This is a genomic window from Leifsonia shinshuensis (assembly GCF_013410375.1).
In the GTDB taxonomy this organism is placed as follows: Bacteria; Actinomycetota; Actinomycetes; order Actinomycetales; family Microbacteriaceae; genus Leifsonia; species Leifsonia shinshuensis.
The window spans coordinates 2,380,493-2,406,534 of record NZ_JACCFL010000001.1 but is presented as its reverse complement, the minus strand read 5'-3'; the positions used below and the strand labels follow the sequence as shown (position 1 = coordinate 2,406,534).

The window sequence follows — 26,042 nt, the reverse complement described above, 5'->3', positions numbered from 1 at the left end:
CAGACTGGGTCCATGACCTCCCGCGCCGACCTGCTGCGCCTGCGCCGCCTCGCCCACGCGATCGACGGCGACCGGGAGGCCACCCCCGCCGATGTCGCTCGTCGGATGCTCGCCGTGCAGGCGCAGGACTTCGCCGCCGGCTCCTGGGCCCTTGGGGTGCGCACGGACGGCGCCACCCGCGCCGACGTGCTGGCCGACTTGGACGCCGGCCGCATCGTGCGGTCCTGGCCGATGCGCGGCACCCTCCACTTCGTCCCGCCGGAGGACCTCCGCTGGATGCTCGGCGTCACGACCGGCCGGATGATCGCCGGCCTGGCCGCCCGGCACAGGCAGCTCGAGCTCGACGCCCCGGACTTCGGGCGCGCCCGCGACGTCGTCGTCGAGGCGCTCTCCGGCGGCGGCCGGATCGGCCGCGCCGAGCTCATGGAGCTGTGGGAGGCCAACGGCATCGCCACGGCCGGCCAGCGCGGCTACCACCTGATCTACTACCTGGCGCAGACCGGCCTGGTCTGCTGGGGGCCGACGCTGCGCACGCAGCAGGCGCTCGTGCTCCTGGACGAGTGGGCGCCGCAGTCCCGGCAGCTGGAGCCGGACGAGGCGTTGGCCGAGTTCCTGCTCCGCTACCTGCACGGGCACGGCCCGGCCACCGTCAAGGACTTCGTCTGGTGGACGAAGGGCACCGTCGCCGGCGCGAAGACCGCGCGTGCCGTCCTCGGCGACGCCCTCACCACGCTGCAGGTCGACGGCGTCGAGTACCTGCTCACCGCCGAGCTCGCCGACCGCGCGGCGGGCCACCCCGAGACGCGGAGCGAGCGCGACGCCGTCCAGCTCCTCCCCGCCTTCGACGAGTACCTGCTGGGCTACCAGCAGCGCGACCTCGTGCTCGACGACGAGCACTTCCAGCGCATCGTGCCCGGCGGCAACGGCGTCTTCCAGCCGATCGTGGTGGCCCGCGGGCGCGTGGTGGGCACGTGGCGGCGCGGCTCGGCGACGCTGGACATCGAATCCTTCGCGCCGCTCACCGCGGCACAGGAGCGTGCGGCCGAGCGCGCGGGAGCCGACTACCGGCGCTTCGCCGGCTGAGTCGCCGCCGCCTCCTGGCGGCTACGCTGGAACGGTGGCTTCGAAGTTCCGGGTTCCGATCCCCCCGTCCCTGAACATCCGGGCCGCGAACATCCGGACCAGCACCCGCCCTCCGTTCCTGCAGGTCGCCAAGACCGCTACGGCCATGATCATCTCGTGGGGTCTCGCCGCACTGCTCTTCCCCGGCGAGCTCCCGGTGTTCGCGACGATCGCCGCCCTCCTCGTCGTGCAGCCGAGCGTGAACCAGTCGGTCGGCCGCGCGATCGAACGCTCGCTCGGGGTGATCCTCGGCGTCATCATCGCCTACGTGGTCGGGCTGGTGTTCGGCGCGAACACCTGGATCGTGCTGCTCGCCATCGTCGCGTCGCTCATCATCTCGTGGGCGCTCAAGCTCACGCCGGGCACGGCCAACCAGATCCCCATCAGCGTCATGCTGGTGCTCTCCCTCGGCGCGACCAACCCGGAGTACGCCCTCGCCCGGATCGTGGAGACCATCATCGGCGCGGCGATCGGCGTGATCGTCAACATCGCGATCGTCCCTCCGGTCCTCACCGGGCCCGCCCGCACCGCCGTGCTGGACCTCGGCCGCGAGATCGCCGCGACGCTCGACCGGCTGGCCGTGGCGCTGACGAGCCGGCCGTCGCCGGGCGAGCGCGACGCCCTCCTGATCGAGGCGCGCCTGCTGCGCCCGATGGAGAAGAAGGCCGAGGCGGCGCTCACGGCCGCCGACGAGAGCCTGACGCTCAACCCGCGGCAGTCCCGGCACCGCGTCGTCCTGGAGCACGACCAGCAGCTCTTCGCGCGCCTCCGCCCGCTCATCACGCGCTCGCTCGGCATGACCAGGGCCTTCCACGACCACTACGACGACAGCCTCGCCGACGAGCCGACCATCGCCGCCATCGCGGACGAGCTGGAGCGGTCGGCGCACGACCTCCGGCTGCTGTCCCGCGACCCGGACGCGCCCGTCGCGGAGCCGGGCACGGAGACGGCGGGCATCCCGGTGCTCACGGCGCCGCTCGTCATCAGCACGCCGAACCCCCGGCACTGGGTGCTGATCGGCTCGCTGATGGAGGACCTGCGCCGCATCCACGCGGAGATCACCGGAGACGACGACGCCGCCTGAACCGTGGAGCCCTGAATCGCGGGGCACGGTCGCAGGCGGCGTCGTGAACGCTGCGCGGTCCGCTCAGGCGGTCAGCGCGGCGATGGCCTCGGCCAGCGGCAGCGTGGACCGCTCGCCGTTGCGGCGATCCCACAGCTCGACCTCGCCCTCGGCGGCGCCGCGGCCGGCGACCAGCACGCGCGGGATGCCGATCAGCTCGGCGTCGCCGAACTTCACTCCGGGCGACACCTTGGGGCGGTCGTCCAGCAGCACCTCGAGCCCGGCGGCCTCCAGCGCGGCGGCGGCCTGCTCGGCCACCTCGAACGCGACGGCCTCCCGGCCGGCGGCGACCACGTGCACGTCGAACGGCGACACCGCGGCCGGCCAGACCAGGCCCTTCTCGTCGTTGTTCTCCTCCGCGATGATCGCCAGGATGCGGGTGACGCCGATGCCGTAGGAGCCCATCGTCACGGTGACGAGCTTGCCGTTCTCGGCCAGCACCTTCAGTCCCAGCGCCTCGGCGTACTTGCGGCCGAGCTGGAAGACATGGCCGATCTCCATGCCGCGCGCCAGCTCGACGGGGCCGGAGCCGTCCGGGGCGGGGTCGCCCGGCTTCACCTCGGCGACCTCGACGGTGCCGTCCCAGCCGAAGTCGCGGCCGGCGACGAGCCCGAAGACGTGCTTGCCCTCGACGTTCGCGCCGGTGATCCAGCCGGAGCCGTCGACCACGCGCGGGTCGACGACGTAACGGATGCCGGTGGCGGCCTCCTCGCCGAGCACGGGGCCCTCGGCCGACCAGGGGCCGATGTAGCCCTTCACGAGGCCGGGGTGCTTGCGGAAGTCATCCTCGGTCGCGGCGTCCACCTCTGCCGGCGCGAAGGCGACCTCGGCGCGCTTCAGGTCGACCTCGCGGTCGCCGGGCAGGCCGACGACGACGAGCTCGCGGGTGCCGTCCAGGTGCGTGAGCGCGAGGACGACGTTCTTGAGCGTGTCCGCGGCGGTCCAGGGCCGGCCGTCCGGGCGCGGGTGCTTCTCGTTCGCGACGTCGACCAGGGTCTGGATGGTGGGGGTGTCCGGGGTGTCGAGCACCTCCTGCGGCGTCAGCTTCTCGTAGCCGCGGGTGGGCGGGGCGAGCGTGGTGAAAGCCTCCACGTTGGCCGCGTAGCCGCCCGCCGAGCGCACGAAGGTGTCCTCGCCGACCGGGGTGGGGTGCAGGAACTCCTCGCTGCGCGAGCCGCCCATCGCACCGGCGTCGGCCTGCACGATGACGTAGTCGAGGCCGAGGCGGGTGAAGATCCGCTCGTAGGCGTCGCGCTGCGCCATGTAGCTGGTGTCGAGGCCCTCGTCGGTGTAGTCGAACGAGTAGGCGTCCTTCATGGTGAACTCGCGGCCGCGGAGGAGACCGGCGCGGGGGCGGGCCTCGTCGCGGTACTTGTCCTGGATCTGGTAGATCGACAGCGGCAGATCCTTGTACGAGGAGTAGAGGTCCTTCACCAGCAGGGTGAAGACCTCCTCGTGCGTGGGGGCGAGCAGGTAGTCGGCGTCCTTGCGGTCCTTGAGCCGGAAGATGCCGTCGCCGTACTCCTCCCAGCGGCCGGTCGCCTCGTAGGGCTCGCGCGGCAGCAGCGCGGGGAAGTGCACCTCGTGCGCGCCGGCGGCCGTCATCTCCTCGCGGATGATCTGCTCGATGCGCGCCTTGACCCGCAGCCCCAGCGGCAGCCACGCGAAGATGCCCGGCGCCTGGCGGCGGATGTAGCCCGCGCGCACGAGGAGCTTGTGGCTGGTCACCTCCGCGTCGGAGGGGTCTTCACGGAGGGTGCGGAGGAAGTAGTTCGTCAGGCGAGTAGGCACCGTTCCATGTTAGTGGTGCGGTGATGCGCTGCCCGCCGCGCTGCTCCCTAGTGGCCGACGGTGACCGTGGGCTCGCCGGACGCGACCTGCGCGTCCTCCATCTCGGCGGCGATGCGGTTCGCCTCCTCGATCAGGGTCGCGACGATCTCGGCCTCCGGCACGGTCTTGATGACCTCGCCCTTGACGAAGATCTGGCCCTTGCCGTTGCCGCTGGCGACGCCGAGGTCGGCCTCGCGGGCCTCCCCCGGGCCGTTGACGACGCAGCCCATGACCGCGACGCGCAGCGGCACGCTCATGCCCTGCAGGCCCTCGGTGACGCTGTCGGCGAGCGTGTAGACGTCGACCTGGGCGCGGCCGCAGCTCGGGCAGGACACGATCTCCAGCTTGCGCTCGCGGAGGTTGAGCGACTGCAGGATCTGCAGGCCCACCTTGACCTCCTCGGCGGGCGGCGCGGACAGCGAGACCCGGATGGTGTCGCCGATGCCCTCGGAGAGCAGGATGCCGAACGCCGTCGCGGACTTGATGGTGCCCTGGAAGGCCGGGCCGGCCTCGGTCACGCCGAGGTGCAGGGGCCAGTCGCCGCGCTCGGCGAGCTGCCTGTAGGCCTTCACCATGACGATCGGGTCGTTGTGCTTGACCGAGATCTTGAAGTCGTGGAAGTCGTGCTCCTCGAAGAGGCTGGCCTCCCAGACGGCACTCTCGACCAGCGCCTCGGCGGTCGGCTTGCCGTACTTCTGCAGCAGGCTGGGCTCCAGCGATCCGGCGTTGACGCCGATGCGGAGCGAGACGCCCGCGGCCTTCGCGTAGGCGGCGATCTTTCCGACCTGGTCGTCGAACTTGCGGATGTTGCCCGGGTTGACCCGGACCGCCGCGCAGCCGGCGTCGATCGCCGCGTAGACGTAGTTCGGCTGGAAGTGGATGTCGGCGATGACCGGGATCTGGCTCTTCTTGGCGATGATCGGCAGCGCCTCGGCGTCGTCCCGGCTGGGCACGGCGACGCGCACGATGTCGCAGCCGGAGGCTGTCAGCTCGGCGATCTGCTGCAGGGTCGCGTTGATGTTCGTCGTCGGCGTCGTGCACATCGACTGGACGCTGACCGGGGCGTCGCCGCCGACCAGGACCTTTCCGACTCGGATCTGGCGGGACTTGCGACGGGGTGCGAGGGTCTCGGGGACCTTGGGCATCCCCAGGTTGATTGCTGCCACCCGACAATCCTACGCGGCCGGGTGGGAAGCGGCTGGGCGTGGGGTGAACGGGATGTGTGCGGGGGTCAGCCGAACAGGTTGACCGGCTTGACGATGTCCGCGTACATCAGCAGCACGCTCATCCCGCCGAGGATGACGACGACCGCCATGGTCAGCGGCATCAGCTTGGCCATGTCGACCGGTCCGGGGTCGCGGCGCTTGAACAGCTTGGCGATCGACCGGCGGAAGCCCTCCCACAGCGCACCGGCGATGTGGCCGCCGTCGAGCGGCAGCAGCGGGATGAGGTTGAACACGAACAGCGCGACGTTCAGCGACGCCAGGATCCCGATCATCGTGTAGACCTTGTCGATCACCGGCACGCCGTCGAGCGCGGTCAGCTCCCCCGCGGCCCGGCCGACGCCGACCAGGCTGATCGGTCCGTTCGGGTCGCGCTGACCGGAGCCGAACGCGGCGTTCCAGACGTCGACCATGCGCTGCGGCAGGTGGATGACCACGCCGACGACCGCTGCGGTCTGGGCGCCCACCGCGGGCAGCACGGAGGTCACCGGCTGCGGGACGAGCTCCTGCACAGGGCCGATGCCGACGAAGCCCGCCTGGAGCGTCTCGGTCTTCCCGTCCGCGCCCTTGACGGGCTGGCCGTTCGCGTCGAGCTTGGCGACGGTGTTGGTCATAGGTGTCAGCACGACGGTGCGCTCCTGCCCGTCGCGCCGGAGCACGACGGTCAGCGGCGTGTTCGCGGATTCGCGGATGATCGCCGTGGACTGTGCCCACGACGTCATCGTCTTGCCACCGATGCTCACGATCGTGTCGCCGGGCTTCAGTCCGGCCGCTGCGGCGGGGCCCTGCGGCGCGTCCGACCCGCAGGTCTGCGACGTGCTCGTCGTCGCCACGACGCACTGGCTCACGCTCGCGATCGTCAGCGAGTTCTGCGGGGCCCCGAAGCCCATGAGCAGCACACCGAAGAGCACGACGGCGATCAGCAGGTTCATGAACGGCCCGCCGAACATGATGACGATACGCTTCCACACCGGGAGGCGGTAGAAGGTGCGGTCCTCCTCGCCCTCGCCGACGGTCTCGGCGCTGGAGGTGCGCGCGTCCTGCACCATCGCCTGCATGAAGCCGGTGGTCGCGTTTCGGCCGCTGCCGCCGTCCTTGCCGGGCGGGAACATGCCGATCATGGAGATGTAACCGCCGAGCGGGATGGCCTTGACGCCGTACTCGGTCTCACCGCGCCGGAACGAGAACAGGGTGCGGCCGAAGCCGATCATGTACTGGGTGACCTTGACGCCGAACAGCTTGGCCGGCACCAGGTGACCGATCTCGTGGAGCGCGATCGAGAGCGCGACGCCGATCAGGATGATGACGACGCCGAGGACGAACAGCAGCACGGAATCCACGTGCCCAGGCTAGCCGCGGACGCTTGGAGGGAGCCGCACGAAAGCTATGCGGGTCCGATGGCTAGCGGCCGCCCACGACTACCGGCCGGCGAGGTGCGCGTCCGCGGTCGCCCGCGCCCAGCGCTCCGCTTCCGCCAGCGACTCCAGCGTCAGCTCGGCCGCCGGCTCGTGCTCGTCCACGACGCGCTCCACCGTGTCCACGATGTCCAGGTAGCCGATCGCACCCGCGTGGAACGCCGCCACCGCCTGCTCGTTGGCCGCGTTGAAGACCGCGGGGTAGGTCGCGCCCGCCGTGCCGACGCGCTTGGCGAGGGCCACGGCCGGGAACGCCTCGTCGTCCAGCGGCTCGAAGGTCCAGGTGTGCGCCGTCGTCCAGTCCAGCGGCGCGCCGACTCCCGGCACCCGGTCGGGCCAGCCGAGGCCGAGCGAGATCGGGAGGCGCATGTCCGGCGGGGAGGCCTGGGCGATGGTCGAGCCGTCCACGAACTCCACCATCGAGTGGATGACGGACTGCGGATGCACCGTCACGTCGATCCGGTCGTAGGGGACGTCGAACAACAGGTGCGCCTCGATGACCTCCAGGCCCTTGTTGACGAGCGTGGCCGAGTTGGTGGTCACGACGAGCCCCATGTCCCAGGTCGGATGGGCGAGCGCCTCGGCGGGAGTCACGTCGCGGAGGGAGTCGCGGGAGCGGCCGCGGAACGGGCCGCCGGACGCGGTCAGCACCAGCCTCCGCACCTCGTCGGCCGTGCCCGACCGCAGCGCCTGGGCGAGGGCCGAGTGCTCGGAGTCCACCGGGACGAGCTGCCCCGGCGCGGCGGCTCGCTTGACCAGGGCGCCGCCGACGATCAGGGACTCCTTGTTGGCGAGCGCGAGCATCGCCCCGGTCTCCAGGGCGGCGAGGGTCGGGCCGAGCCCGACCGAGCCGGTGATACCGTTCAGCACCACGTCGGCCTCGACCGAGTGCAGCAGCCGCACCGCGTCGTCCGCGCCCAGCGCCGTGTCGCGCACCCCGAACCGCTCCGCCTGCTCCGCGAGGAGGTCCGCATTGCGCCCGGCGGTCAGTCCGACCACGTCGAACCGGTCGGGGTTCGCCGCGATGACGTCGAGCGCCTGCGTGCCGATCGAGCCGGTCGAGCCGAGGATGACGACGCGGCGCGCGGCCATCAGCGGCTCGTCTTCAGGATGTCGATCACGAACACCATTGTGTCGGTCGCCTTGATCTCTCCGGAACCCTGCGCGCCGTAGCCGTCGGCCGGCGGGACGATCGCGATGACCTGCGAGCCGACCTTCTGGCCCTCCAGGGCCTTCTGGAAGCCCTTGACCACGCCGGTCGTCTGGAACGACGCGACCTGGCCGCGGCTCCAGCTGGAGTCGAACATCTGGCCGTTCCGCCAGAGCACGCCCTTGTACTGGACGGTCACGGTGTCGCCGGACTGCACGGTCTCTCCGTCGCCCTGCTTGAGCACCGCGATCTTCGTCTCCGTCGGCGGGTCGGCCTTCGGGATGGTGATGCTCGGCTCGCCGGTCTTCGCGTCGTCCTTGACGGTCGGGAAGCCGGGGGTCGGGGCGACGGGGGTGCCGTTCGCGCGGGTCGGCGCGATGTCGGCGATGTCGGCGACGAAGACCACGGAGTCCTTCGACGTGAGCTTGAACTGCGAGATGTCGGCGTTGCCGAAGGCGGTCTTGGCCGGAGCGGTCAGGACGACGCGCGAGCCGACCGGGAGGCACTCCACGGCGCGGACCAGGCCAGGAACGAAGGCCTTGTCGTCCACCGTGATCGTCTGCGTGGGCTGGCCGTCGAAGCCGGCGGAGGCGGTCAGCTCCTTGCCCGTGGTGCCGTTGTAGGCGGCGAGGGCGATGTCGACGCTGGAGCCCGCCTTGGCCTCGGCGCCCTTGCCCTTGATGACCACGCTGCGCTCCACGTCGCCGGTCTTGAGGGGTGCCGGCACGGTCACGTCCGGGGACTTGAGGAAGCTCCCCGACACCTTGATCGAGTCGGACGCGGAGCCCGACTTCACGTTCTGACAGGTCGCGGCCGCAGCGGTGTTCGACGCCGACGGGGCGGGCGAGGAGGAGCTGCAGGCGGCGAGGCCGGCGACGACGAGGGCTGCTGTGAGGACGGAGAGGGATCTGCGCACGAGGAGCCAGTCTGCCCCATCCACCTAGGTCCCCGCTGAACGAGCACCTGAACAACGCCCATACGATGGAGGACATGACCCGCGACTTCTCCGTCCCCCAGTCCCGCCACGTCGTCACCGAGCTCCCCGGCCCGCGTTCGGTGGAGCTGCAGCGGCGCCGCGTCGCGTCGGTGAGCCGCGGAGCGGGGACGCTTGCGAACATCTACATGGAGTCCGGCTCCGGCGCGATCCTGGTCGACGTCGACGGCAACCGCCTGATCGACCTGGGCTGCGGCATCGGCGTGACCACCATCGGCCACGCCCACCCCGCGGTGGCCGCGGCCGCCGCCGAGCAGGCCGCGAAGCTCACCCACACGCTCTTCACCGTCACGCCGTACGAGAACTACGTGCGCGTCGCCGAGAAGCTGGCGGAGATCACGCCAGGCGACTTCGAGAAGCACAGCATCCTCGTCAACTCGGGAGCGGAGGCCGTGGAGAACGCGGTCAAGATCGCGCGCAAGCACACGGGCCGCCGCGCCATCGCGACGCTCGACCACGCGTTCCACGGCCGCACCAACCTGACCATGGCGATGACCTACCGCCCCTGGCCGGAGCGCGCCGGCATGGGCCCGTTCCCCGGCGAGATCTACAGCCTCCCGATCAGCTACCCGTTCCGCGACCCCGAGGGGATGACGGGCGAGGAGGCCGCGGAGCGCACCATCGACTACATCGAGACCCACATCGGCGCCACCGAGCTCGCCGCGCTGTTCGTGGAGCCGGTGCAGGGCGACGGCGGCATCATCATCCCCGCGCCCGGCTACTTCAAGCGCCTGTCGGAGTACTGCACCGAGAACGGCATCGTCTTCGTCGCCGACGAGATCCAGGCCGGCATCGGCCGCACCGGCACCTGGTACTCGATCGAGCACCACGGCGTCGTGCCCGACCTGATCACGACCGCCAAGGGCATCGCCGGCGGCTTCCCGCTCGCAGCGGTGACCGGCCGCGCCGAGATCATGGACACGGTCCAGCCCGGCGGCATCGGCGGCACGTTCGGCGGCAACCCGGTCTCCACCGCGGCGGCCCTCGCGGTCTTCGAGGCGTTCGAGCAGGAGGACCTGCTCGCCGAGGCGAAGCGCGTCGAGAAGGCGCTGTGGGCGCGGATCGGCGACTGGGCCGAGCGCTTCCCCGTCGTCGGCGAGGTCCGCGGCGTCGGCGCCATGTTCGGAGTCGAGCTGGTCGTGCCCGGCACGAAGAAGCCCAATCCGGACGCGCTGAAGGCGGTCCTCGCCCACGCGACCGCCAACGGTGTCATCCCGCTGGACGCCGGCAGCTGGGACAGCGTGCTGAGGCTGCTGCCCTCCGTCGTCATCAGCGAGGAGCTGATCGACGACGCGGCCACCGTCATCGAAGAGGCGCTCGGCCGGCTCGGCTGACCGGGTCCCGCCCGCCGACCGGACCCGCCCGCCGATCAGGAACGCCACGCCATGCGACTCCCCCGCCGACGGCTCGCCGCCGCGATCATCGTGACCGCGGCGGCCCTCACGGCCCTGCCCGCGCTGGACGCCGGCCCGGCCGCGGAGGCCTCCGCGGCCCCGGCGCGCACCGCGCAACCGGGCGCGCAGGAGGCCACCCGGGCGGCCACCCGGACGGCCTTCGACCCCGGCGACATCATCAGCGACGACAGCTTCTACAACCCGTACGCGATGACCGCCGACCAGGTGCAGCACTTCCTCGACGACCGTGCGTGCACGCCGAAGGACACCTCGCCCTGCCTCGCGGACTTCCGGATGGCCGTGCCGCGCACCGCGGCCTCGGCGGAGCGCTGCGCCGCGATCCCGGCGCGGAAGAACGAGCGGGCCAGCAGCATCATCGTGCGCATCGCGCAGGCGTGCACGATCAGCCCGCGCGTCCTGCTGGTCCTGCTGCAGAAGGAGCAGTCGCTGCTGACCACGCCGAGCGCGAGCGGCTACCAGAAGGCCACGGGCTACGCGTGCCCGGACACCGCCGGCTGCGACACCCGCTACTTCGGCTTCTTCAACCAGGTCTACCGGGCGGCGTGGCAGTTCCGGGAGTACACCGCGCACCCGACCGACTGGCGCTATCAGGTCGGCGCGAACCGCATCCAGTACCACCCCGACGCCACCTGCGGCGCGAGCACGGTTCGGGTCGTCAACCAGGCGACCGCGAACCTCTACAACTACACGCCGTACCAGCCGGACAAGCAGACGGTCGCGCATCCGACCGGCCCGGGCGACGCCTGCTCGGCGTACGGCAACCTCAACTTCTCGCGGCTCTACAACAGCTGGTTCGGCGACCCGCGGGCCGTCCGCTACCCCGGCCTGCAGCTGCCGTGCCTGGTCTATGCAGGCGGCTGGGGCTGCACGCCGCTGCGGCCGTTCGGGGATTGACGGATGCATGCCGGGCACGGCATACATTCGCGACTAACCTCGTTCTGTGAGTTCGACAGCACCCGATGACGGGAATGACGCGGGGACCGAGGTCCTGCCGCGCCCCGGGCTGACCTACTTCATCGGCCGCCGGATCGTCGCGCCGCTGCTGCGGCTCATCTACCGCCCGCGCGTGATCGGCGCGCGTAACGTCCCACGGCACGGCAAGATCATCCTGGCCAGCAACCACCTGTCGTTCATCGACTCGCTGGTCATCCCGATGACCTCCCCGCGGCGGGTGCAGTTCCTCGCCAAGTCGCACTACTTCGAGGGCACCGGGTTGAAGGGCGCGGTCTCGCGGTCCTTCTTCACCGCGATCGGCGCGGTCGGCGTCAAGCGCGGGGCGGGCCAGGCGGCCCAGGAGGCGCTGGAGCAGTCCCGCCGGATCATCGACACCGGCGCGGCGTTCGCGCTCTACCCGGAGGGCACCCGTTCGCTGGACGGCCGCCTCTACAAGGGTCGCACCGGCATCGGCTGGCTGGCGCTGACCACCGGCGCGAAGGTCGTCCCCGTCGGCCTGATCGGCACGAACGAGGTCCAACCGGTCGGCGCCAAGTTCCCGCGCGTCCGCCGGATCACCATCGCGTTCGGCGAGCCGATCGACGTGGCGCACTACGGACCGGCGGAGTCCGGGCGCGCCCGCCGCCAGGCGACCGACGAGATCATGGCGGCCATCCACGCCCTCACCGGCCAGGAGCTCGCCGGGACGTACAACGAGTCGCCGCCGGCGAACACGGTCGAGCGCGTCAAGCGCGCGCTGCGCCCCGAGCGCCTCTAGCGCCCGCGCCACCTTCGTGACGAATGTCGCGAATACGCGCCCCATTCACGCGATTCGGCACGAATGCCGCGAATCGGCTGGTGCGCGATTCGTGACGAATGTCGCGAATGAGGTGCCATTTCGCGACATTCGTGACGAATGTCGGGATGCGGTCGTGTCGCGATTCGTGACGAATGTCGTGCGGGTCAGGCGAGAGTGAGGATCTCCGGCTCGTGGCCGACCGGGAAGTTGACGCTCGCGGCGATGAAGCACTTCTGCGACGCCGGTGCGTGCAGGGAGGCCGCGAGCTCGGCCTGCGCCGGGTCCGCGATGGTGACCTTCGGCCGCAGCGTCGCACTCGTGAAGTGGCCGCCGCCGTCGTTGGTCTGCTCCATGACGCCCGTGGCGGCGTCGGTGTAGCCCACGACGACGAGGCCGGACCGGGCCGCCTCGGCGAGGTAGCTCAGCATGTGGCACTGGCTGAGCGCGGCGAGCAGCAGCTCCTCCGGGTTCCAGCGGTCCGTGTCGCCGAAGAAGGCGCGGTCCGCGGAGCCCTCGATCGGGTGCTTGCCCTCCGTGCTCACGGTGTGGTCGCGCCCGTAGGCCTTGTAGCCGCTGGTCCCCTCGCCTCGGTTGCCGGTCCACTGCAGGTCGATCGCATAGCGGTGCTCGAGCTTCATGGATCGATTCTCGCACCGGCGGCTAAACTGGCCAGCATCATGACTGACACCCTGAGCACGCCCACGTTCACCGTGGAGCAAGAACGCCGCATCGTCACCGCCGTCCCCGGCCCGAAGTCTCAGGAGCTGCACCAGCGCCGGCTCGCCGTCGTGCCGACCGGCGTCTCCTCGGCTCTCCCCGTCTACATCGCCCGCGCCAACGGCGCCATCCTGGTCGACGTCGACGGCAACCAGTTCGTCGACTTCGGCGCGGGCATCGGCGTGACCACGGTCGGCCACACCGAGACCGCGGTCGTCGCGGCCGCCGCCGACCAGCTGCAGGACGTCATCCACACGCTCTTCACCATCACGCCCTACGAGGAGTACGTGCGCGTCGCCGAGCTGCTCGCCGCCCACACACCCGGCGACCACGCCAAGAAGACCGTGCTGGTCAACTCCGGCGCGGAGGCGGTCGAGAACGGCGTGAAGATCGCCCGCAAGCACACCGGCCGCCGCGCTGTCGCCGTGCTCGACCACGCCTACCACGGCCGCACCAACCTGACGATGGCCATGAACTACAAGGCCATGCCGTATGCGACCGGCTTCGGTCCGTTCGCCGGCGACGTCTACCACGCGCCCAACTCCTACCCCTACCGCGACGGCCTCAGCGGCGCCGAGGCGGCCGCGCGCACCATCGCCTACCTCGAGAAGGTCGTCGGCGCGTCCGACCTGGCCTGCCTCGTCGCCGAGCCGATCCAGGGCGAGGGCGGCTTCGTCGTTCCCGCCGAGGGCTACCTGGCCGCGCTGCAGGAGTGGTGCACCGCCAACGGCGTCGTGTTCATCGCCGACGAGATCCAGAGCGGCATGGCGCGCACCGGCGCGTTCTTCGCCAGCGAGCACTTCGGCCTCGTCCCCGACCTGGTGCTCAGCGCCAAGGGCATCGCGGGCGGCCTCCCGCTCGCCGCGGTCACCGGCCGCGCCGAGATCATGGACTCCGCCCAGCCCGGCGGCCTCGGCGGCACCTTCGGCGGCAACCCGGTCGCCGCGGCGGCCGCGATCGCGGTCTTCGAGCAGATCGAGAAGGGCGACCTGCTCGCCCACGGCGCGCGCATCGAGAAGTCCCTCAAGCCGGCGCTGGAGCAGCTCCAGCAGAAGCACGACATCATCGGCGACGTGCGCGGCATCGGCGCGATGGTGGCGATCGAGCTGGTCCAGCCGGGCACCGGCGACACCACGAAGGTCCCGAACCCGGAGGCCGTCAACGCGATCATCGCCTACGCGGCCCAGCGCGGCATCCTGTTCCTCAACGCGGGGACCTGGGGCAACGTCCTGCGCTTCCTGCCGAGTCTGGCCGTGAGCGACGCCCTCATCGCGGACGCCGTCTCCGTCCTCGACGACGCCTTCGCCGCGCTGTGACGCCGGAGGTCTTCGGAACCGCGGAGGCCGTGGAGCTCGCGGTCGTCGAGCGCAGCGGCTTCGTCGAGTCCCGCCACGCGGGCTCGGCCGTCGTCCTCGGCCCCGAGGGCGACGTGGTCCTGTCGCTCGGCGCGCCGGAGAAGCCGGTCTTCCCGCGCTCGTCGCTGAAGCCGTTCCAGGCGGTCGCCGTCATGGGCGCGGGTGTGACGCTGGAGGGCGCGAACGCCGTCCTGGCGACCGCTAGCCACGCGGGCACCCCGGCGCACGTCTCGGTGGTCCGCGGGCTGCTCGCGCAGGCCCAGCTGACCGAGGACGCGCTGCACTGCCCCGCCGACTGGCCGCTCGACGGCACCGCCCGCGAGAACGCCATCCGCGAGGGATCGCAGCGCAGCCCGGTGTTCATGAACTGCTCGGGCAAGCATGCCGCGATGCTGCTCGCCTGCCAGGTCAACCACTGGCCGCTGGAGAGCTACCTCAGCCCGCAGCACCCGCTGCAGCAGCACATCCGCGACACGACGGAGCGGCTGACCGGCGAGAAGGTCGTCGCGACCGGCGTCGACGGCTGCGGCGCTCCGGTGCACGCGATGTCGCTGCTGGCGCTCGCCCGCGGCATCCAGCGGATCGGGACGGCGTCGGAGGGCTCGCCCTTCGCGCTCTTCCGGAACGCCGCCGTGCTGCGCACGGCCGTGCTCGCCAACGGCTGGGCCATCGACGGGCCCGGCCGCGCCAACACCGTCGTCATCGACGAGCTCGGGATCCTCGCCAAGCTCGGCGCCGAGGGCGTCATGGTGATGGCCGCGCCCGACGGCACGACCGTCAGCCTCAAGGTGCTCGACGGCAGCCTGCGCGCCGCGAGCATCGTCGCGCTGTCGCTGCTGGCCGACGCCGGCGCCGTCGAGCGCGCGGCGGTGGACGCCGTCGCCCCGAAGCTGGACCTCGCGGTCCTCGGCAACGGCGTCCCGGTGGGCGCCATCCGCGCCTCCTACACCGCCTGACCGCTACTGCGTCGCCCGCGCCAGCCGCTTGGCGCGGGCGGCCGCGGTGAGCTGCGAGATCAGCACCACCAGGATCGTCAGGATGAACACCGCCGACGCGATCACGTTCGCCTGCGCCGGGATGCCGCGCGACGCCGCGATGTAGATGTACATCGGGAACGTCGTCACCGCGCCGGCGTTGAAGTTCGTGATGATGAAGTCGTCGAAGCTCAGCGAGAACGACAGCAGCGCCGCCGACAGGATGCCGGGGAGCAGCAGCGGGAACGTGATCCGCCAGAACACCGCGTTCGGCGACCCGTAGAGGTCGCGCCCCGCCTCCTCCAGCGCCGGGTCGAGCGACGCGACGCGCGCCTTCACCGTCACCACCACGAAGCTGATGCAGAACATCACGTGGGCGATGATGATCGTCCCGAAGCCCTTGTTCACGCCGAGGCTGAGGAACTGGGCCGCCAGGCCCGCGCCGAGCACGACCTCGGGGCTCGCCATCGGCAGGAACAGCAGCAGGCTGGTCTGCGAGCGGAACCGGAACCGGTAGCGCATCAGCGCGATCGCGATCATGGTGCCGAGCGCCGTCGCGATCACCGTCGAGACGATGCCGATGATGATCGACGCCGCAAACGCGTCGCAGATGCCGGCCGCGTCGCAGACGTTCGTCCAGTTGCGCAGCGTGAAGCCGCGCCAGGCGATGTTGTTCTTGATCGCGTCGTTGAACGAGAACACGAACGTGTAGACGATCGGGATCAGCAGGAACGCCAGCGCCAGGAAGGCGTACACGCCGAGCCCGAGCCCCTGGAACCGGAAGCGCCTCCGCGGGGCGGCCGCGGGGGCGCCCGGCCGAGAGGTCGTCATGGTCGTCACAGCAGGTCCTCCGTCCCGCTCCGCCGCACGTAGAAGCCGACGATCACCAGGATGACGGCCATCAGGATGACCGACATCGCGGCCGCCGCCGGATAGTTCTGCAGCACCAGGAAGTTGCTCTCGATGACATTGCCCATCATCGAGGTGTCGGCGGCGCCGAGGAAGTCCTGCGACGCGTTGATGTAGTCGCCGGCCGCCGGGATGAAGGTCAGCAGCGTCCCGGAGACGATGCCGGGCATCGACAGCGGGATGGTGATCCTGCGGAACGTCTCCCAGTTGCTCGCGTACAGGTCGCGGCCGGCCTCCAGCAGCCGGGTGTCCAGCCGCTCCAGCGTCGAGTACAGCGGCAGCGTCATGAATGGGATGAAGTTGTACGTCAGGCCGAAGATGACCGAGAACGGCGTACCCGTGATGTGGGCGTCCGGCGGGAGGACGCTGATCGCCTTGAGCGAGCTCGCCACCCAGCCGTCGTCGCTCAGGATCGACTTCCACGCCAGCGTCCGCAGCAGGAAGCTGATGAAGAAGGGTGCGATGACGAGCGTCATGAGCAGGTTCTGCAGCACGGGCTTGGCGCGCATCTTCACGCCGATGAAGTACGCCAGCGGGTAACTGATCACCAGCGCCGCCGCCGTGGCGATCAGAGCGTAGCCGAACGAACGCAGGATCTGCGGCCAGTACCCCGAGATGGCGTCGGTGTAGTTCTGCCACTGGAACGCCGGGACGTACTGCCCGATGTCGCCTTCCGGCGCCGGCGCCTGGAACGAGGTGATGATGAGCGAGACGAGCGGGGTCAGGAAGAACAACACCAGGTAGAGCACGCCGGGCAGCAGCAGGACGAGCGCGATGCCCGACTTCCGACGCGCCGCCGGCTCCTGGTCGTGGGTCGCCGGAGCGCCGGTGAAGGCGGCGATGGCCATCTACGCCTCCTCCAGCTCGGAGAGCAGCCGCTCCTTCGCCTGCGCCGCCACCGCCTGGGTGTCGGTGTCGTCGGCGAACTTCCCGTCGGCCGGCGGCTCGTCGGCGAGGACGAAGGTGTGCGAGGCCTCCCACGACAGCCAGACCCGGTCGCCGAAGCCCGCCGCGGGACCGCTCGCCAGGTTCTGCGCGAACACGATCACCGAGCCGATGCCCGGAACCTCCACCAGGTACTGCGTGCTCACGCCGCTGAACGAGACATCGATGACCCGGCCGGGGCCGAGCCGGTTGGCGCCGGACGGGATGGACTGCTCCCCCGCGTGCAGCGTCAGCTTCTCCGGGCGGACGCCCACCGTGACCGTGCCGGAGCTGCGCTGGGCGCGCGACCGCGGCACCTGGATGCGGTGGCCGGCGACCTCCACCCCGAGCGTGTCGCCCGCACTGTCGAGCACGGGACCGGCGAACAGGTTGGACTGGCCGAGGAAGTTCGCCACGAACACCGTCGACGGCAGCTCGTAGAGCACCTCGGGCGCGCCCATCTGCTCGATCCGGCCCTTGTTCATCACGGCGACCGTGTCGGCCATGGTCATGGCCTCCTCCTGGTCGTGCGTGACGTGCACGAAGGTCAGGCCGACCTCCGTCTGGATGGACTTGAGCTCCAGCTGCATCTGGCGGCGGAGCTTGAGGTCGAGCGCGCCGAGCGGCTCGTCGAGCAGCAGCAGCGCCGGCCGGTTGACCACCGCCCGTGCGAGCGCGACGCGCTGCTGCTGGCCGCCGGACAGCTGCGAGGGCCGCCGCGCGGCCAGGTGGTCGAGCTCGACCAGCCGCAGCGCCTCGTGCGCCTTGGCGACCGGGTCGCCGATGCGGCGGCGGCGGAGGCCGAAGGCGACGTTCTCCAGGATGGTCATGTGCGGGAAGAGCGCGTAGCTCTGGAACACCGTGTTCACCGGCCGCTGGAACGGCTTGGTGCTGGTGACGTCCTTCCCGCCGATGAGGATGCGGCCCTCCGTCGGCTCCTCCAGCCCGGCGACCAGCCGCAGGGTGGTCGTCTTGCCGCAGCCGCTCGGGCCGAGCAGGGCGAAGAACGACCCGGCGGGGATCGTGAGGTCGAGGTTCTCGATGGCGGTGAACCCCGGGAACCGTTTCTTGATGCCGGCCAGCTGCAGGTCGGCGCCGGACTCGGCGAAGACTCCCTTCGGCATCAGGCCCCCAGGATCACTTTTTGGAACGCCGCCTGGTACTTCTGCTCCTCGGCGGGGGTCAGGCTGCGGAAGATGTGCACCTTCGACAGCGTCTCGTCGTCCGGGAAGATGAGCTGGTTCTCGGCCAGCTTCGGGTCGATCTTCACCGCGGCGTCCTTGGCGCCCTGCACCGGCGTGATGTAGTTCACCCACGCGGCGACCTCGGCGGCGACCTCCGGCTCGTAGTAGTAGTCGATCAGCTTCTCGGCGTTCGCCTTGCGCGGGGAGCCGATCGGGATGACGAAGTTGTCGCTCCACAGCGTGCCGCCGGACTCCGGGATGGCGAACTGCCAGTTGTCGCCGGCCTCGGCGTTCAGCTGGGTGATGTCGCCCGACCAGCAGATCGCGGCGAGGGTGTCGCCGGACTTCAGGTCGTTGAGGTACGAGTTGCCCTTGATGTTGCGGATCTGGCCGTCGTTGACCTCCTTGGTCAGGGTGTCGATCGCCTTGTTGTAGTCGTCGTCGCTGAACTTCTTGGAGATGTCGACGCCCTGCGCCAGCATCAGGAGACCCATCGTGTCGCGCATCTCGCTGAGGACGCCGACCTTGCCCTTGAGGTCCGGCTTCCACAGGTCCTCGATGGACTTCAGGCCGTTCGGCAGCTTCTCCTTGTTCCAGCAGATGCCGGCGAAGCCGCTCTGCCACGGCAGCGACTTGTTCCGCCCGGGGTCGAAGTCGACGTTGACCAGGTTCGAGGTGAGGTTCTTCTTGTTCGGGATGGCCGACGCGTCGAAGCTCTGGACGTAGCCGAGGCGGATCCAGCGCGCGATCATCCAGTCGGTGAGGCACACCGTGTCGGCGCCGATATCCTTGCCGAGCGCGAGCTGGTCCTTCACCTTGGCGTAGTAGGTGTTGTTGTCGTCGACCGCGACGTCGTACTTGACCGACATGCCGGTCTGCTTCTGGAAGGCCTCCAGCGTCGGGTACTTCCCGTTCGCGTCCTGGTCGAGGTAGGCCTGCCAGTTCGCCCAGGTGAGCGTCTTGTCGGTGGACGACTGGTCCTTGGCCGGGGTCGGCTTGCCCGAGGCGCCGCCCGTCGAGCACGCGGCCAGCGCGAGCGCTGCCGCGCCGGCGGTCGCACCGGCCAGCAGACCGCGACGGGTGAGCTGGTTGGCACGTGCCGACTGCACCAGCTGGCGGATCATCGGGTCGTTCGGGAGTGGCCTGTTCTTCACTGCGGAGCTCCTTCGGGTCGATCTGGTGGTGCCTGGAGGGCGATCCGCCGACGCACGTCGATGTGCCGTCGCGGTGGGTCGATCCTGGCATAGGACCGGTGCGATTCCCACCCTTGAAGGGGCGAAACGTCCATCTGGAAACATGATCGTCACGAAATCCGTTCCGTTTCGTCCGAATCACGCGGGAAACCGCACACTGCGTACGGCGCGCGGATGAGCAGCGAGACGAACTGACGAAATCCACCCTGCTTTGACGCGGAATTTACGGAATCAGCACGATCCTTCCTGGATTGCTATCGAAATCCTCCGTGAAGGAAGCTAAGGTGAAGTCGAACCATCACGTCGAAGTGTGAGGAGCTGAGGAGCCCCATGAAGGTCGCGATCCCCCGCGAGATCAAGAACAACGAATTCCGCGTGGCGATTACGCCCGCAGGCGTCCACGACCTGGTCGGAGCCGGCCACGAGGTGTACGTCGAGACCGGCGCAGGGGTGGGCTCGTCCATCCCCGACGAGCTGTACGCCGGCGCAGGAGCCACCATCCTGCCCGACGCCGCGGCCACCTGGGCGGCGGGCGAGCTCATCCTCAAGGTGAAGGAGCCGATCGCCTCGGAGTACGGCTACTTCCGCGAGGGCCTGGTGCTGTTCACGTACCTGCACCTCGCCGCCGACGAGGCGCTCACCCGCGCGCTGGTCGACGCGCGCGTCACCGCGATCGCCTACGAGACGGTCCAGCTGCCGAACCGCGCGCTCCCGCTGCTCGCCCCGATGAGCGAGGTCGCCGGCCGGCTCGCGCCGATCGTCGGCGCCAACACGATGCTGAAGCCGAACGGCGGCCCCGGCCTCCTGGTCCCCGGCGTCCCCGGCACCCACCCGGCGGTCGTCACCGTGCTCGGCGGCGGCGTCGCCGGCACGAACGCCACGTCGGTCGCGGTGGGCCTCGGCGCCGAGGTGACCGTGCTGGACACCAACATCGCCCGCCTGCGCGAGCTCGACGCCCTGTACTCCGGCCGGATCAAGACGATCGCCTCGAACAGCTTCGAGATCGACAAGGCCGTCGTCGCCTCCGACCTGGTGATCGGCTCCGTGCTCGTCCCCGGCGCCAAGGCGCCCAAGCTGGTCAGCAACGAGCTGGTCTCGCGGATGAAGCCGGGCAGCGTGCTCGTCGACATCGCGGTCGACCAGGGCGGCTGCTTCGCCGACTCGCACCCGACCACGCACGCCGACCCCACCTTCACAGTGCACGGTTCGCTGTTCTACTGCGTGGCGAACATGCCGGGCGCGGTGCCGCACACCTCCACCTACGCGCTCACCAACGCCACGCTGCCCTACGCGCGCGCGATCGCGAACAACGGCTGGCAGGCCGCGCTCCGCGCCGACGCGTCGCTGGCGCTGGGCCTCAACGTGCACGACGGCCACGTCACCAACGCCGGCGTCGCGGAGGCCCACGGGATCGTGGACGCGCCGCTCGCGGACGCGCTGGTCTGAGTCGTCCCGGCGTGGGCCGAGCGGAGTTCCGCCCGGCCCACGCCGCACGTCAGCTGACGCCGAAGCTCAGCTCACATCGAAGCTCAGCTGACGTCGAACCACTGGTCGCCGATGTCGACCCGGGTGCCCCGCTCCACGCGGTAGCGCCGGCCGGCCTCGCACTGCCGCGCCAGGCCGCCGAGCGGGCGCGCGACGGTGCCGTTCCCGGAGTAGCGGTCGCAGATCCAGAGGTCGTCGCCCTCCAGGCCGAACTCCAGATGCGTCTTGGAGACGCTCCTGGCCGGGTCGGAGATGGCCACCAGCTGGTCGACGTGCTCCCCCGGCTGCGTGATCGGGCGGCGGCCGACGAGGCCGCTTCCGCGCACCTCCACCGACTCGCCCGTGGAGAAGCTCAGCCGGTAGACCCGCGCCCGGGCCGCGGGCGGCGCAGGAGGCGCGCTCTCCAGGGCGACGACGTCGATCGCCTCGGTCGGCGGCAGGCCGTCCTCATCGAGGTCGACGTCGCCCGGGAACCGGCCGGCCACGGCGGGCTTGGAACGCCCGACCGGCGGCTTGGCGAGCGGCTCGACGATGGAGGTGTCCGAGGGCCGCGAGTCCGCGATCTCCGGCGGCCGCACGCGCGACGCCGTCACCGAACTCCCGCAGTTCCCGCAGAACAGCGTCCCCTCTGTGAGCTCCGCTCCGCACACCCGGCATCTCATCGCCTGCTCTTCCCCTCTCGCGTCCTTCCACGGTAACCGAGGGAGCGCAGCGAGACCGCCGCAAGCCACCGCTTCCACCGCGTGTCGCGCCGGTCGAGCTGGCCGCGGAGGTCGTCGACCGCCTTCCAGACCGAGTCGGCCTCCTCGCCGCTGGGGGCGATCGAGCTGAACACCGCGCGGTCGGCCACCTGCGCCAGGGCCGCGGCGCGGGTCCCGCCGATGGTGGTGGCGAACTCCAGCCGCGTCGCGGCGGGCGGCGGGTCGTAGCCGTGGTCCACCGCGGCGTCGGCGAACTCGCGCCAGCCGCCGACGATGCGCTCGGCGGCGGTCGGCGCCGACCGGCGCAACGTCCGCCGCCGCCACTTGGCGGCGATGACCGCCAGGAACGGCGCGGCGATGAGGGCCAGGACCAGCACCGTCCAGCCGATCGCCACGAGGATCGTCAGCAGGGCCTCCAGCACCGGGTTCGGCGCCTGCGGCTGCGTGCTGTCGACCTGGGCCGAGGGCGGCTCCTGGTTCTGCTGCGGCGTGTCGTCGACCGGCGGCTGCACGTTGGTCTGCGGGCGGGAGATCTCGGTCGGCTGCTCCGGCCGCTTCGGCGGCACCGGCCGCACCGGGGGCGTCGGGTCGACGGTGACCCAGCCCGCGGTGGTCTGCACTTCGATCCACGCGGAGGCGTCGGAGCCGAGGAAGGTGACCGGCCCGCGCGCGTCGGCGGGGGCGACGAAGCCCATCACCACGCGGGCGGGGAAGCCGAGCTGGCGGGCCATCAGCGCCGCGGTGACCGCGTACTGCTCCTGGTCCCCCAGCATCGGCACGTTCGTGAGGAGTTCCGTGATCCGGTCGGCGCCGTGCCCGGACCGGCTGGCGGGCTCCTCGGGGCCGACCCCGTGGCTGAGGTAGCCGTCGTTCTCCAGCCCCTTGAGGGCCGCGGCCAGCTTGGCGCCGGCGCCGGTGACGCCCGCCGTGTACTTCTGCAGCGTCGACTGCAGCTCGTCGGGCACGACGGTCGGGCGCGGGACGGCGTCGGAGCCGGGCTGGACGTTCGTCAGCTGCGCGGTGGTCAGCTTCGGCAGGGTGACCGAGTCGGCCACGTAGGTGTCCCCGGACCGGAGCGACGCCATCACGGCACCCGTCCCCGTCACGTCGTTGTAGAAGTACGCACCGGAGAGCTTCGACGCGTCCGGGCCGAAGAACTGGATCTGCTCGAGCTGACCCGAGCCGGGGATCCAGGGGCCGCGGTAGCCGCGGACGGTCACCGTCAGCTCCGTCGGCGTTCCCTTGGTGCCGCCCTGGTCGAGCCGGTACGGCAGCCGGACGAAGGAGCCGGACGCACTGGTCACCGCGTCGCTGCCGACCGAGTAGGTCACCCCGTCGTAGGTGTCGAGGGTCGCGATCCGCACCCGGCCGTCGGCGGGCAGACCAGACACGCTCAGCATCGGGTCGGACGCGGCGGACGGCTCGAAGTAGGACCGGAACCCGGTCAGCGGACTGGGATAGGCCCGCGGATCGAACGGCTGCTCGACCGCGGTCCGCACCACCTGCCTGCCGCTCGCCGGCGGCACGAGGACCGCCGCACCGATCCCGACCGCCGCCGCGACCGCCAGCATCACCGTCGCCCCGGTGGCCGTCAGCACCGCTGTCGACCCGCGCTCCCGCCGGGACTCGACCGTGAGGCCGCTCTGCCGGCGGAGCGTGCGCACCGAGTCGGTCCTGCGCCGCAGCCGGAGCCGGATGTTCCAGACCAGCAGCAGCGCGAACAGCCCGAGCACCAGCCAGGACGGCACGGCCGCCACGGCCGGGCCGAGCGCGATCCCCGCCACCAGGACCACGACGGGCGGGATGCCGGCGAGCTCGGGGAGCGTCGACCGCAGCGCGATGGTCGTCGTGACCGTCGCGGCCAGCAGCACCAGGATGAACGCCGGGACGAGCAGCGCCTCGTAGGAGCCGACCGGCACCGAGATGGTGACCAGCTCCTTCCAGGACAGCCAGGTCGCCTGCACCAGGTCCAGGAAGCCCTTGCCCGTCGGCAGGAGGCCGCCCGCCGTCGCCTCGCCCGGCACTGCCAGCTGCACGCCGGTGCCCAGGTAGACCAGCAGGACGACGCCCGCCACGACGATGCTGGGCCAGCGGAAGGTCGCGCCGAGCACGCCGATCGCTCCGCCCAGCACGAGCGTCGCCACGAGCATCGTCACGAACGCCGTCGACTGGTAGACCGGCCAGAACGACCACGCCGCCAGCGCCACCGCGCCGAGCCCGAACGCGGCGTCGACGGCGGCGGAGCGCCACGGCAGCCGGCCGATCACGTCGCGAGCCGCTTCGCGAGGCTGCGCTGGAGGTCCTCCAGGTAGCCGATGGTCAGCACGCTCAGGTCGGCGACCCGGCGCAGAGTCGGGACGGCGCCCTCGTCGCACACGATCGCGACGACGTCGACGCCGAGCGGGAAGTGCGCTGCGGCGGCGCGCAGCTGCGTGGCCGTCACCGTCGACCCGCACAGCAGGAACGCGATCGAGGTGCCCGCAGCGTCCTCGCTCGCCACCTGGGCGAGCTCGGGGAGGCGCAGCGCCGACTCCGCCGTCTCCACCCCGGCCAGGTCGTCGAGCAGCCGGCCGCGGCCGACGGTGCTCAGCCGGCGGGCGCTGAACAGCACCCGCTTGGCGAACTGGGGGGTCTCCGCGCTCGCCACGACCGAGACGGTGCGCGAGTCGAGCATCGCCCGGACGCCGAGCGAGCCCGTCGCGCTCACGGCGAGCTCGAACTCCTCCTCCGTCGCGTAGTCGGCCTCGGACAGGCTGAGGGCGACCAGCAGGTGGCTGCGCCGGGTCTCCTCGAACTGGCGGACCATGTAGCTGCCGGTCTTCGCGGTGCTCTTCCAGTGGATGTTGCGCCGCTCGTCGCCCGGCATGTACTCGCGCAGCGCGTGGAAGGCCACGTCGCTCTGGGTGAGGTCCCTGGTCGGCGCGCCCTCCAGGTCGCGCACGAAGCCCGTGCTCATGCTCGGGATGGCGATGGTCCGCGGGTGGACGAAGAGGTCCAGCGACTCCGCCCAGACCATCTCCCTGCGCAGCAGCCCGACCGGGTCGGCGCGGACGGTGCGGACCGGTCCGATGGGCACGATCCCCCTACGGCTGGTCGGCACGACGAACACGTCGGAGTGCTCCTCGCCGCTCGCCAGCGCGGGCGCGGCGAACTCGGCCAGCCCCGTACCGACCGGGATCTCCACGCGCACGCCCGGCAGGCGCCGCCTGGCCGGGTTGCGCACCGTCACCTCGCCCGGTGCGCGGTCGCCGACGACCACCCGGTTCGTGGGCAGCGTCAGGCCGACGTCGTACGCGATCCGTCCCGCGAGGTAGAGCGAGGCGATCGCCAGCAGGGCGCCGGCCATCCAGCCCGCCACCACCGCCTCCGTCCAGCCGAGCGTGTAGCCGGCCACCAGCGCGAGCACAGTGACCGCGAGCATCGACCAGCCCAGCGGCGTGACGACGCCGCCGAGGGTCCGCGCGGCCGTCGCGACGGTCCGCCCGACGGCGGAGCCGGAGCGGACGACCCCGACGATGAGGTCGGCGAGCACGCCCTCGCGCTCACCGACGATCCGGGCCCTGGCGTTGGTGAGCTCGACCTGGGTGCGGCTGACGGTGCTGGTCACACGGCGGCCCGATCGCTCGGCGGCGGGACCTCGATGAGGAGCTGGCCGACGACGCTGGAGGCGGTGACGCCCTCGAACTCGGCCTCCGGGTCGAGCACCAGGCGGTGCGCGAGCACGGGCTCGGCCAGCGCCTTCACGTCGTCCGGGGTCACGTAGTAGCGGCCGGACGCCGCCGCGAGGGTCTTGGCGGCGCGGACGAGCGCCAGCGCGCCGCGCACGCTGACGCCGAGCCGGATCTCGTCGGCGGAGCGGCTCGCGTCGACCAGCCGGGACACGTAGTCGTTGATCGTCGGGTCGACGTGGACGCCGCGGGCGAGGTCGGCCATCTCGATGACCGTCTCGGCGGAGATGATCTCGGGCACGACGATCTCGTGGGCCCGCCGCTCCGCGCCCTCCAGGATCCGGAGGGTCGCCTCGTGGTCGGGGTAGCCGATGGACGCCTTCATCAGGAAGCGGTCGAGCTGCGCCTCGGGCAGCCGGTAGGTGCCGGCCTGCTCGATCGGGTTCTGCGTCGCGATCACCATGAACGGCTCGCCCACCTGGTGGCGCACGCCGTCGACCGTCACCTGCTGCTCCTCCATGACCTCCAGGAGCGCGGACTGGGTCTTGGGCGAGGCGCGGTTGATCTCGTCCGCCAGGACGATGTTGGCGAACACCGGGCCGCGGTGGAACTCGAACGCCCCGGTGCGCTGGTCGTAGATGTTCACGCCGGTGATGTCGCCGGGCAGTAGGTCGGGGGTGAACTGGACGCGGTTGGTCGTGCCGCGGACGCTCTCGGCCATCGCGCGCGCCAGCGAGGTCTTGCCGGTGCCCGGGTAGTCCTCGAGCAGCAGGTGCCCCTCGCTCAGCAGCGCGACGAGGGCCAGGCGGATGACATGCGACTTGCCCAGGAGCACACGGTCGATGTTCTGCACGAGGCGGTCGAACACGCCCGAGAACCAGCCGGCCTGCTCGGGGGTCATCGTCATGCTGTCGCCTCTCTCGGTGTG

General features: G+C 71.1%; 22 protein-coding genes. 8 read left to right on the top strand and 14 right to left on the bottom strand.

What is annotated here, in order from left to right:
• Positions 1-12: 12 nt before the first annotated feature.
• Together HNR13_RS11630 and HNR13_RS11625 are read left to right on the top strand one after the other, a co-directional pair.
• Positions 13-1,083, top strand: coding sequence for a winged helix DNA-binding domain-containing protein (locus HNR13_RS11630; RefSeq protein WP_179605910.1), 1,071 nt, complete (start codon positions 13-15; stop codon positions 1,081-1,083).
• Between the two features lie 34 nt (positions 1,084-1,117).
• Positions 1,118-2,206: an FUSC family protein gene (locus HNR13_RS11625; protein WP_343063534.1), complete on the top strand. Its 1,089-nt coding sequence runs from the start codon at positions 1,118-1,120 to the stop codon at positions 2,204-2,206.
• 63 nt (positions 2,207-2,269) lie between these two features.
• Here the strand turns inward: HNR13_RS11625 and HNR13_RS11620 are convergent, their stop codons facing one another.
• The 5 genes from HNR13_RS11620 to HNR13_RS21605 form a co-directional block, all read right to left on the bottom strand.
• Positions 2,270-4,036: a proline--tRNA ligase gene (locus HNR13_RS11620; RefSeq protein WP_179605909.1), complete on the bottom strand. Its 1,767-nt coding sequence runs from the start codon at positions 4,034-4,036 to the stop codon at positions 2,270-2,272.
• Between the two features lie 47 nt (positions 4,037-4,083).
• Entirely contained in the window at positions 4,084-5,220 is a 1,137-nt protein-coding gene (gene ispG, locus HNR13_RS11615) for a flavodoxin-dependent (E)-4-hydroxy-3-methylbut-2-enyl-diphosphate synthase (protein WP_179609390.1), read from the bottom strand.
• 86 nt (positions 5,221-5,306) lie between these two features.
• Positions 5,307-6,638, bottom strand: a complete 1,332-nt coding sequence (locus HNR13_RS11610; RefSeq protein ID WP_179605908.1) for a site-2 protease family protein — start codon at positions 6,636-6,638, stop codon at positions 5,307-5,309.
• Between the two features lie 78 nt (positions 6,639-6,716).
• Entirely contained in the window at positions 6,717-7,805 is a 1,089-nt protein-coding gene (gene dxr, locus HNR13_RS11605; protein ID WP_179605906.1) for a 1-deoxy-D-xylulose-5-phosphate reductoisomerase, read from the bottom strand.
• Positions 7,805-8,779, bottom strand: coding sequence for an FKBP-type peptidyl-prolyl cis-trans isomerase (locus tag HNR13_RS21605; RefSeq protein WP_179605904.1), 975 nt, complete (start codon positions 8,777-8,779; stop codon positions 7,805-7,807). The genes dxr and HNR13_RS21605 overlap by 1 nt, the downstream gene beginning before the upstream one ends.
• A gap of 65 nt (positions 8,780-8,844) precedes the next feature.
• On the opposite strand from HNR13_RS21605, the gene HNR13_RS11595 reads away from it, so the two are divergent.
• From HNR13_RS11595 to HNR13_RS11585, 3 genes are read left to right on the top strand one after another with little or no spacing between them, the layout of a single operon-like run.
• Positions 8,845-10,191 (top strand): aminotransferase class III-fold pyridoxal phosphate-dependent enzyme, encoded by a 1,347-nt coding sequence (locus HNR13_RS11595; protein WP_179605902.1) that lies wholly within the window; start codon positions 8,845-8,847, stop codon positions 10,189-10,191.
• 51 nt (positions 10,192-10,242) lie between these two features.
• Entirely contained in the window at positions 10,243-11,166 is a 924-nt protein-coding gene (locus HNR13_RS11590) for a hypothetical protein (protein ID WP_179605900.1), read from the top strand.
• Positions 11,167-11,212: 46 nt separating this feature from the next.
• Positions 11,213-11,983 (top strand): lysophospholipid acyltransferase family protein, encoded by a 771-nt coding sequence (locus HNR13_RS11585; RefSeq protein ID WP_179605898.1) that lies wholly within the window; start codon positions 11,213-11,215, stop codon positions 11,981-11,983.
• A 185-nt stretch (positions 11,984-12,168) separates the two neighbouring features.
• On the opposite strand, the gene HNR13_RS11580 is transcribed toward HNR13_RS11585, so the two are convergent.
• A complete protein-coding gene (locus HNR13_RS11580) occupies positions 12,169-12,642 on the bottom strand; it encodes an OsmC family protein (protein ID WP_179605896.1) in 474 nt (157 codons plus the stop codon).
• A 39-nt stretch (positions 12,643-12,681) separates the two neighbouring features.
• Here HNR13_RS11580 and gabT point away from each other — a divergent pair, with 39 nt between their 5' ends.
• Positions 12,682-14,037, top strand: a complete 1,356-nt coding sequence (gabT, locus tag HNR13_RS11575) for a 4-aminobutyrate--2-oxoglutarate transaminase (protein WP_179605894.1) — start codon at positions 12,682-12,684, stop codon at positions 14,035-14,037.
• Complete coding sequence (locus HNR13_RS11570; RefSeq protein WP_179605892.1) at positions 14,034-15,032, top strand: asparaginase; 999 nt, start codon at positions 14,034-14,036, stop codon at positions 15,030-15,032. The genes gabT and HNR13_RS11570 overlap by 4 nt, the downstream gene beginning before the upstream one ends.
• Positions 15,033-15,035: 3 nt before the next feature.
• Here the strand turns inward: HNR13_RS11570 and HNR13_RS11565 are convergent, their stop codons facing one another.
• The 4 genes from HNR13_RS11565 to HNR13_RS11550 are packed head-to-tail and all read right to left on the bottom strand — an operon-like array spanning position 15,036 to position 19,221.
• On the bottom strand, positions 15,036-15,881 hold the full coding sequence (locus HNR13_RS11565; protein WP_246313072.1) for an ABC transporter permease: 846 nt from the start codon (positions 15,879-15,881) through the stop codon (positions 15,036-15,038).
• 5 nt (positions 15,882-15,886) lie between these two features.
• Positions 15,887-16,807, bottom strand: coding sequence for an ABC transporter permease (locus HNR13_RS11560; RefSeq protein ID WP_179605890.1), 921 nt, complete (start codon positions 16,805-16,807; stop codon positions 15,887-15,889).
• Positions 16,808-18,007: an ABC transporter ATP-binding protein gene (locus HNR13_RS11555; protein ID WP_179605889.1), complete on the bottom strand. Its 1,200-nt coding sequence runs from the start codon at positions 18,005-18,007 to the stop codon at positions 16,808-16,810. It abuts the gene before it with no gap.
• Positions 18,007-19,221 (bottom strand): extracellular solute-binding protein, encoded by a 1,215-nt coding sequence (locus HNR13_RS11550; RefSeq protein ID WP_179605887.1) that lies wholly within the window; start codon positions 19,219-19,221, stop codon positions 18,007-18,009. The genes HNR13_RS11555 and HNR13_RS11550 overlap by 1 nt, the downstream gene beginning before the upstream one ends.
• A gap of 369 nt (positions 19,222-19,590) precedes the next feature.
• On the opposite strand from HNR13_RS11550, the gene ald reads away from it, so the two are divergent.
• The gene (gene ald / locus HNR13_RS11545; RefSeq protein ID WP_179605886.1) at positions 19,591-20,706 is read left to right on the top strand and encodes an alanine dehydrogenase; all 1,116 of its coding nucleotides are present in this window, start codon (positions 19,591-19,593) and stop codon (positions 20,704-20,706) included.
• Between the two features lie 83 nt (positions 20,707-20,789).
• On the opposite strand, the gene HNR13_RS11540 is transcribed toward ald, so the two are convergent.
• The 4 genes from HNR13_RS11540 to HNR13_RS11525 all read right to left on the bottom strand — a co-directional run bounded on the left by HNR13_RS11540 (position 20,790) and on the right by HNR13_RS11525 (position 26,021).
• The gene (locus HNR13_RS11540; RefSeq protein ID WP_343063533.1) at positions 20,790-21,338 is read right to left on the bottom strand and encodes a hypothetical protein; all 549 of its coding nucleotides are present in this window, start codon (positions 21,336-21,338) and stop codon (positions 20,790-20,792) included.
• 65 nt (positions 21,339-21,403) lie between these two features.
• Positions 21,404-23,713 (bottom strand): transglutaminase-like domain-containing protein, encoded by a 2,310-nt coding sequence (locus HNR13_RS11535; protein ID WP_343063532.1) that lies wholly within the window; start codon positions 23,711-23,713, stop codon positions 21,404-21,406.
• On the bottom strand, positions 23,710-25,053 hold the full coding sequence (locus tag HNR13_RS22035; RefSeq protein WP_179605884.1) for a DUF58 domain-containing protein: 1,344 nt from the start codon (positions 25,051-25,053) through the stop codon (positions 23,710-23,712). Before HNR13_RS22035 ends, HNR13_RS11535 begins: the two co-directional genes overlap by 4 nt.
• A complete protein-coding gene (locus HNR13_RS11525; protein ID WP_179609385.1) occupies positions 25,050-26,021 on the bottom strand; it encodes an AAA family ATPase in 972 nt (323 codons plus the stop codon). The genes HNR13_RS22035 and HNR13_RS11525 overlap by 4 nt, the downstream gene beginning before the upstream one ends.
• Positions 26,022-26,042 lie beyond the last annotated feature (21 nt).

Coding starts and splice junctions, on each gene's coding strand:
- ispG (WP_179609390.1), bottom strand. CDS start 5,220: ATGCCCAAGGTCCCCGAGACCCTCGCACCCCGTCGCAAGTCCCGCCAG.
- HNR13_RS11580 (WP_179605896.1), bottom strand. CDS start 12,642: ATGAAGCTCGAGCACCGCTATGCGATCGACCTGCAGTGGACCGGCAAC.
- dxr (WP_179605906.1), bottom strand. CDS start 7,805: ATGGCCGCGCGCCGCGTCGTCATCCTCGGCTCGACCGGCTCGATCGGC.
- HNR13_RS11555 (WP_179605889.1), bottom strand. CDS start 18,007: ATGCCGAAGGGAGTCTTCGCCGAGTCCGGCGCCGACCTGCAGCTGGCC.
- HNR13_RS11565 (WP_246313072.1), bottom strand. CDS start 15,881: ATGACGACCTCTCGGCCGGGCGCCCCCGCGGCCGCCCCGCGGAGGCGC.
- gabT (WP_179605894.1), top strand. CDS start 12,682: ATGACTGACACCCTGAGCACGCCCACGTTCACCGTGGAGCAAGAACGC.
- HNR13_RS11525 (WP_179609385.1), bottom strand. CDS start 26,021: ATGACGATGACCCCCGAGCAGGCCGGCTGGTTCTCGGGCGTGTTCGAC.
- HNR13_RS11630 (WP_179605910.1), top strand. CDS start 13: ATGACCTCCCGCGCCGACCTGCTGCGCCTGCGCCGCCTCGCCCACGCG.
- HNR13_RS11560 (WP_179605890.1), bottom strand. CDS start 16,807: ATGGCCATCGCCGCCTTCACCGGCGCTCCGGCGACCCACGACCAGGAG.
- HNR13_RS11595 (WP_179605902.1), top strand. CDS start 8,845: ATGGAGGACATGACCCGCGACTTCTCCGTCCCCCAGTCCCGCCACGTC.
- ald (WP_179605886.1), top strand. CDS start 19,591: ATGAAGGTCGCGATCCCCCGCGAGATCAAGAACAACGAATTCCGCGTG.
- HNR13_RS11590 (WP_179605900.1), top strand. CDS start 10,243: ATGCGACTCCCCCGCCGACGGCTCGCCGCCGCGATCATCGTGACCGCG.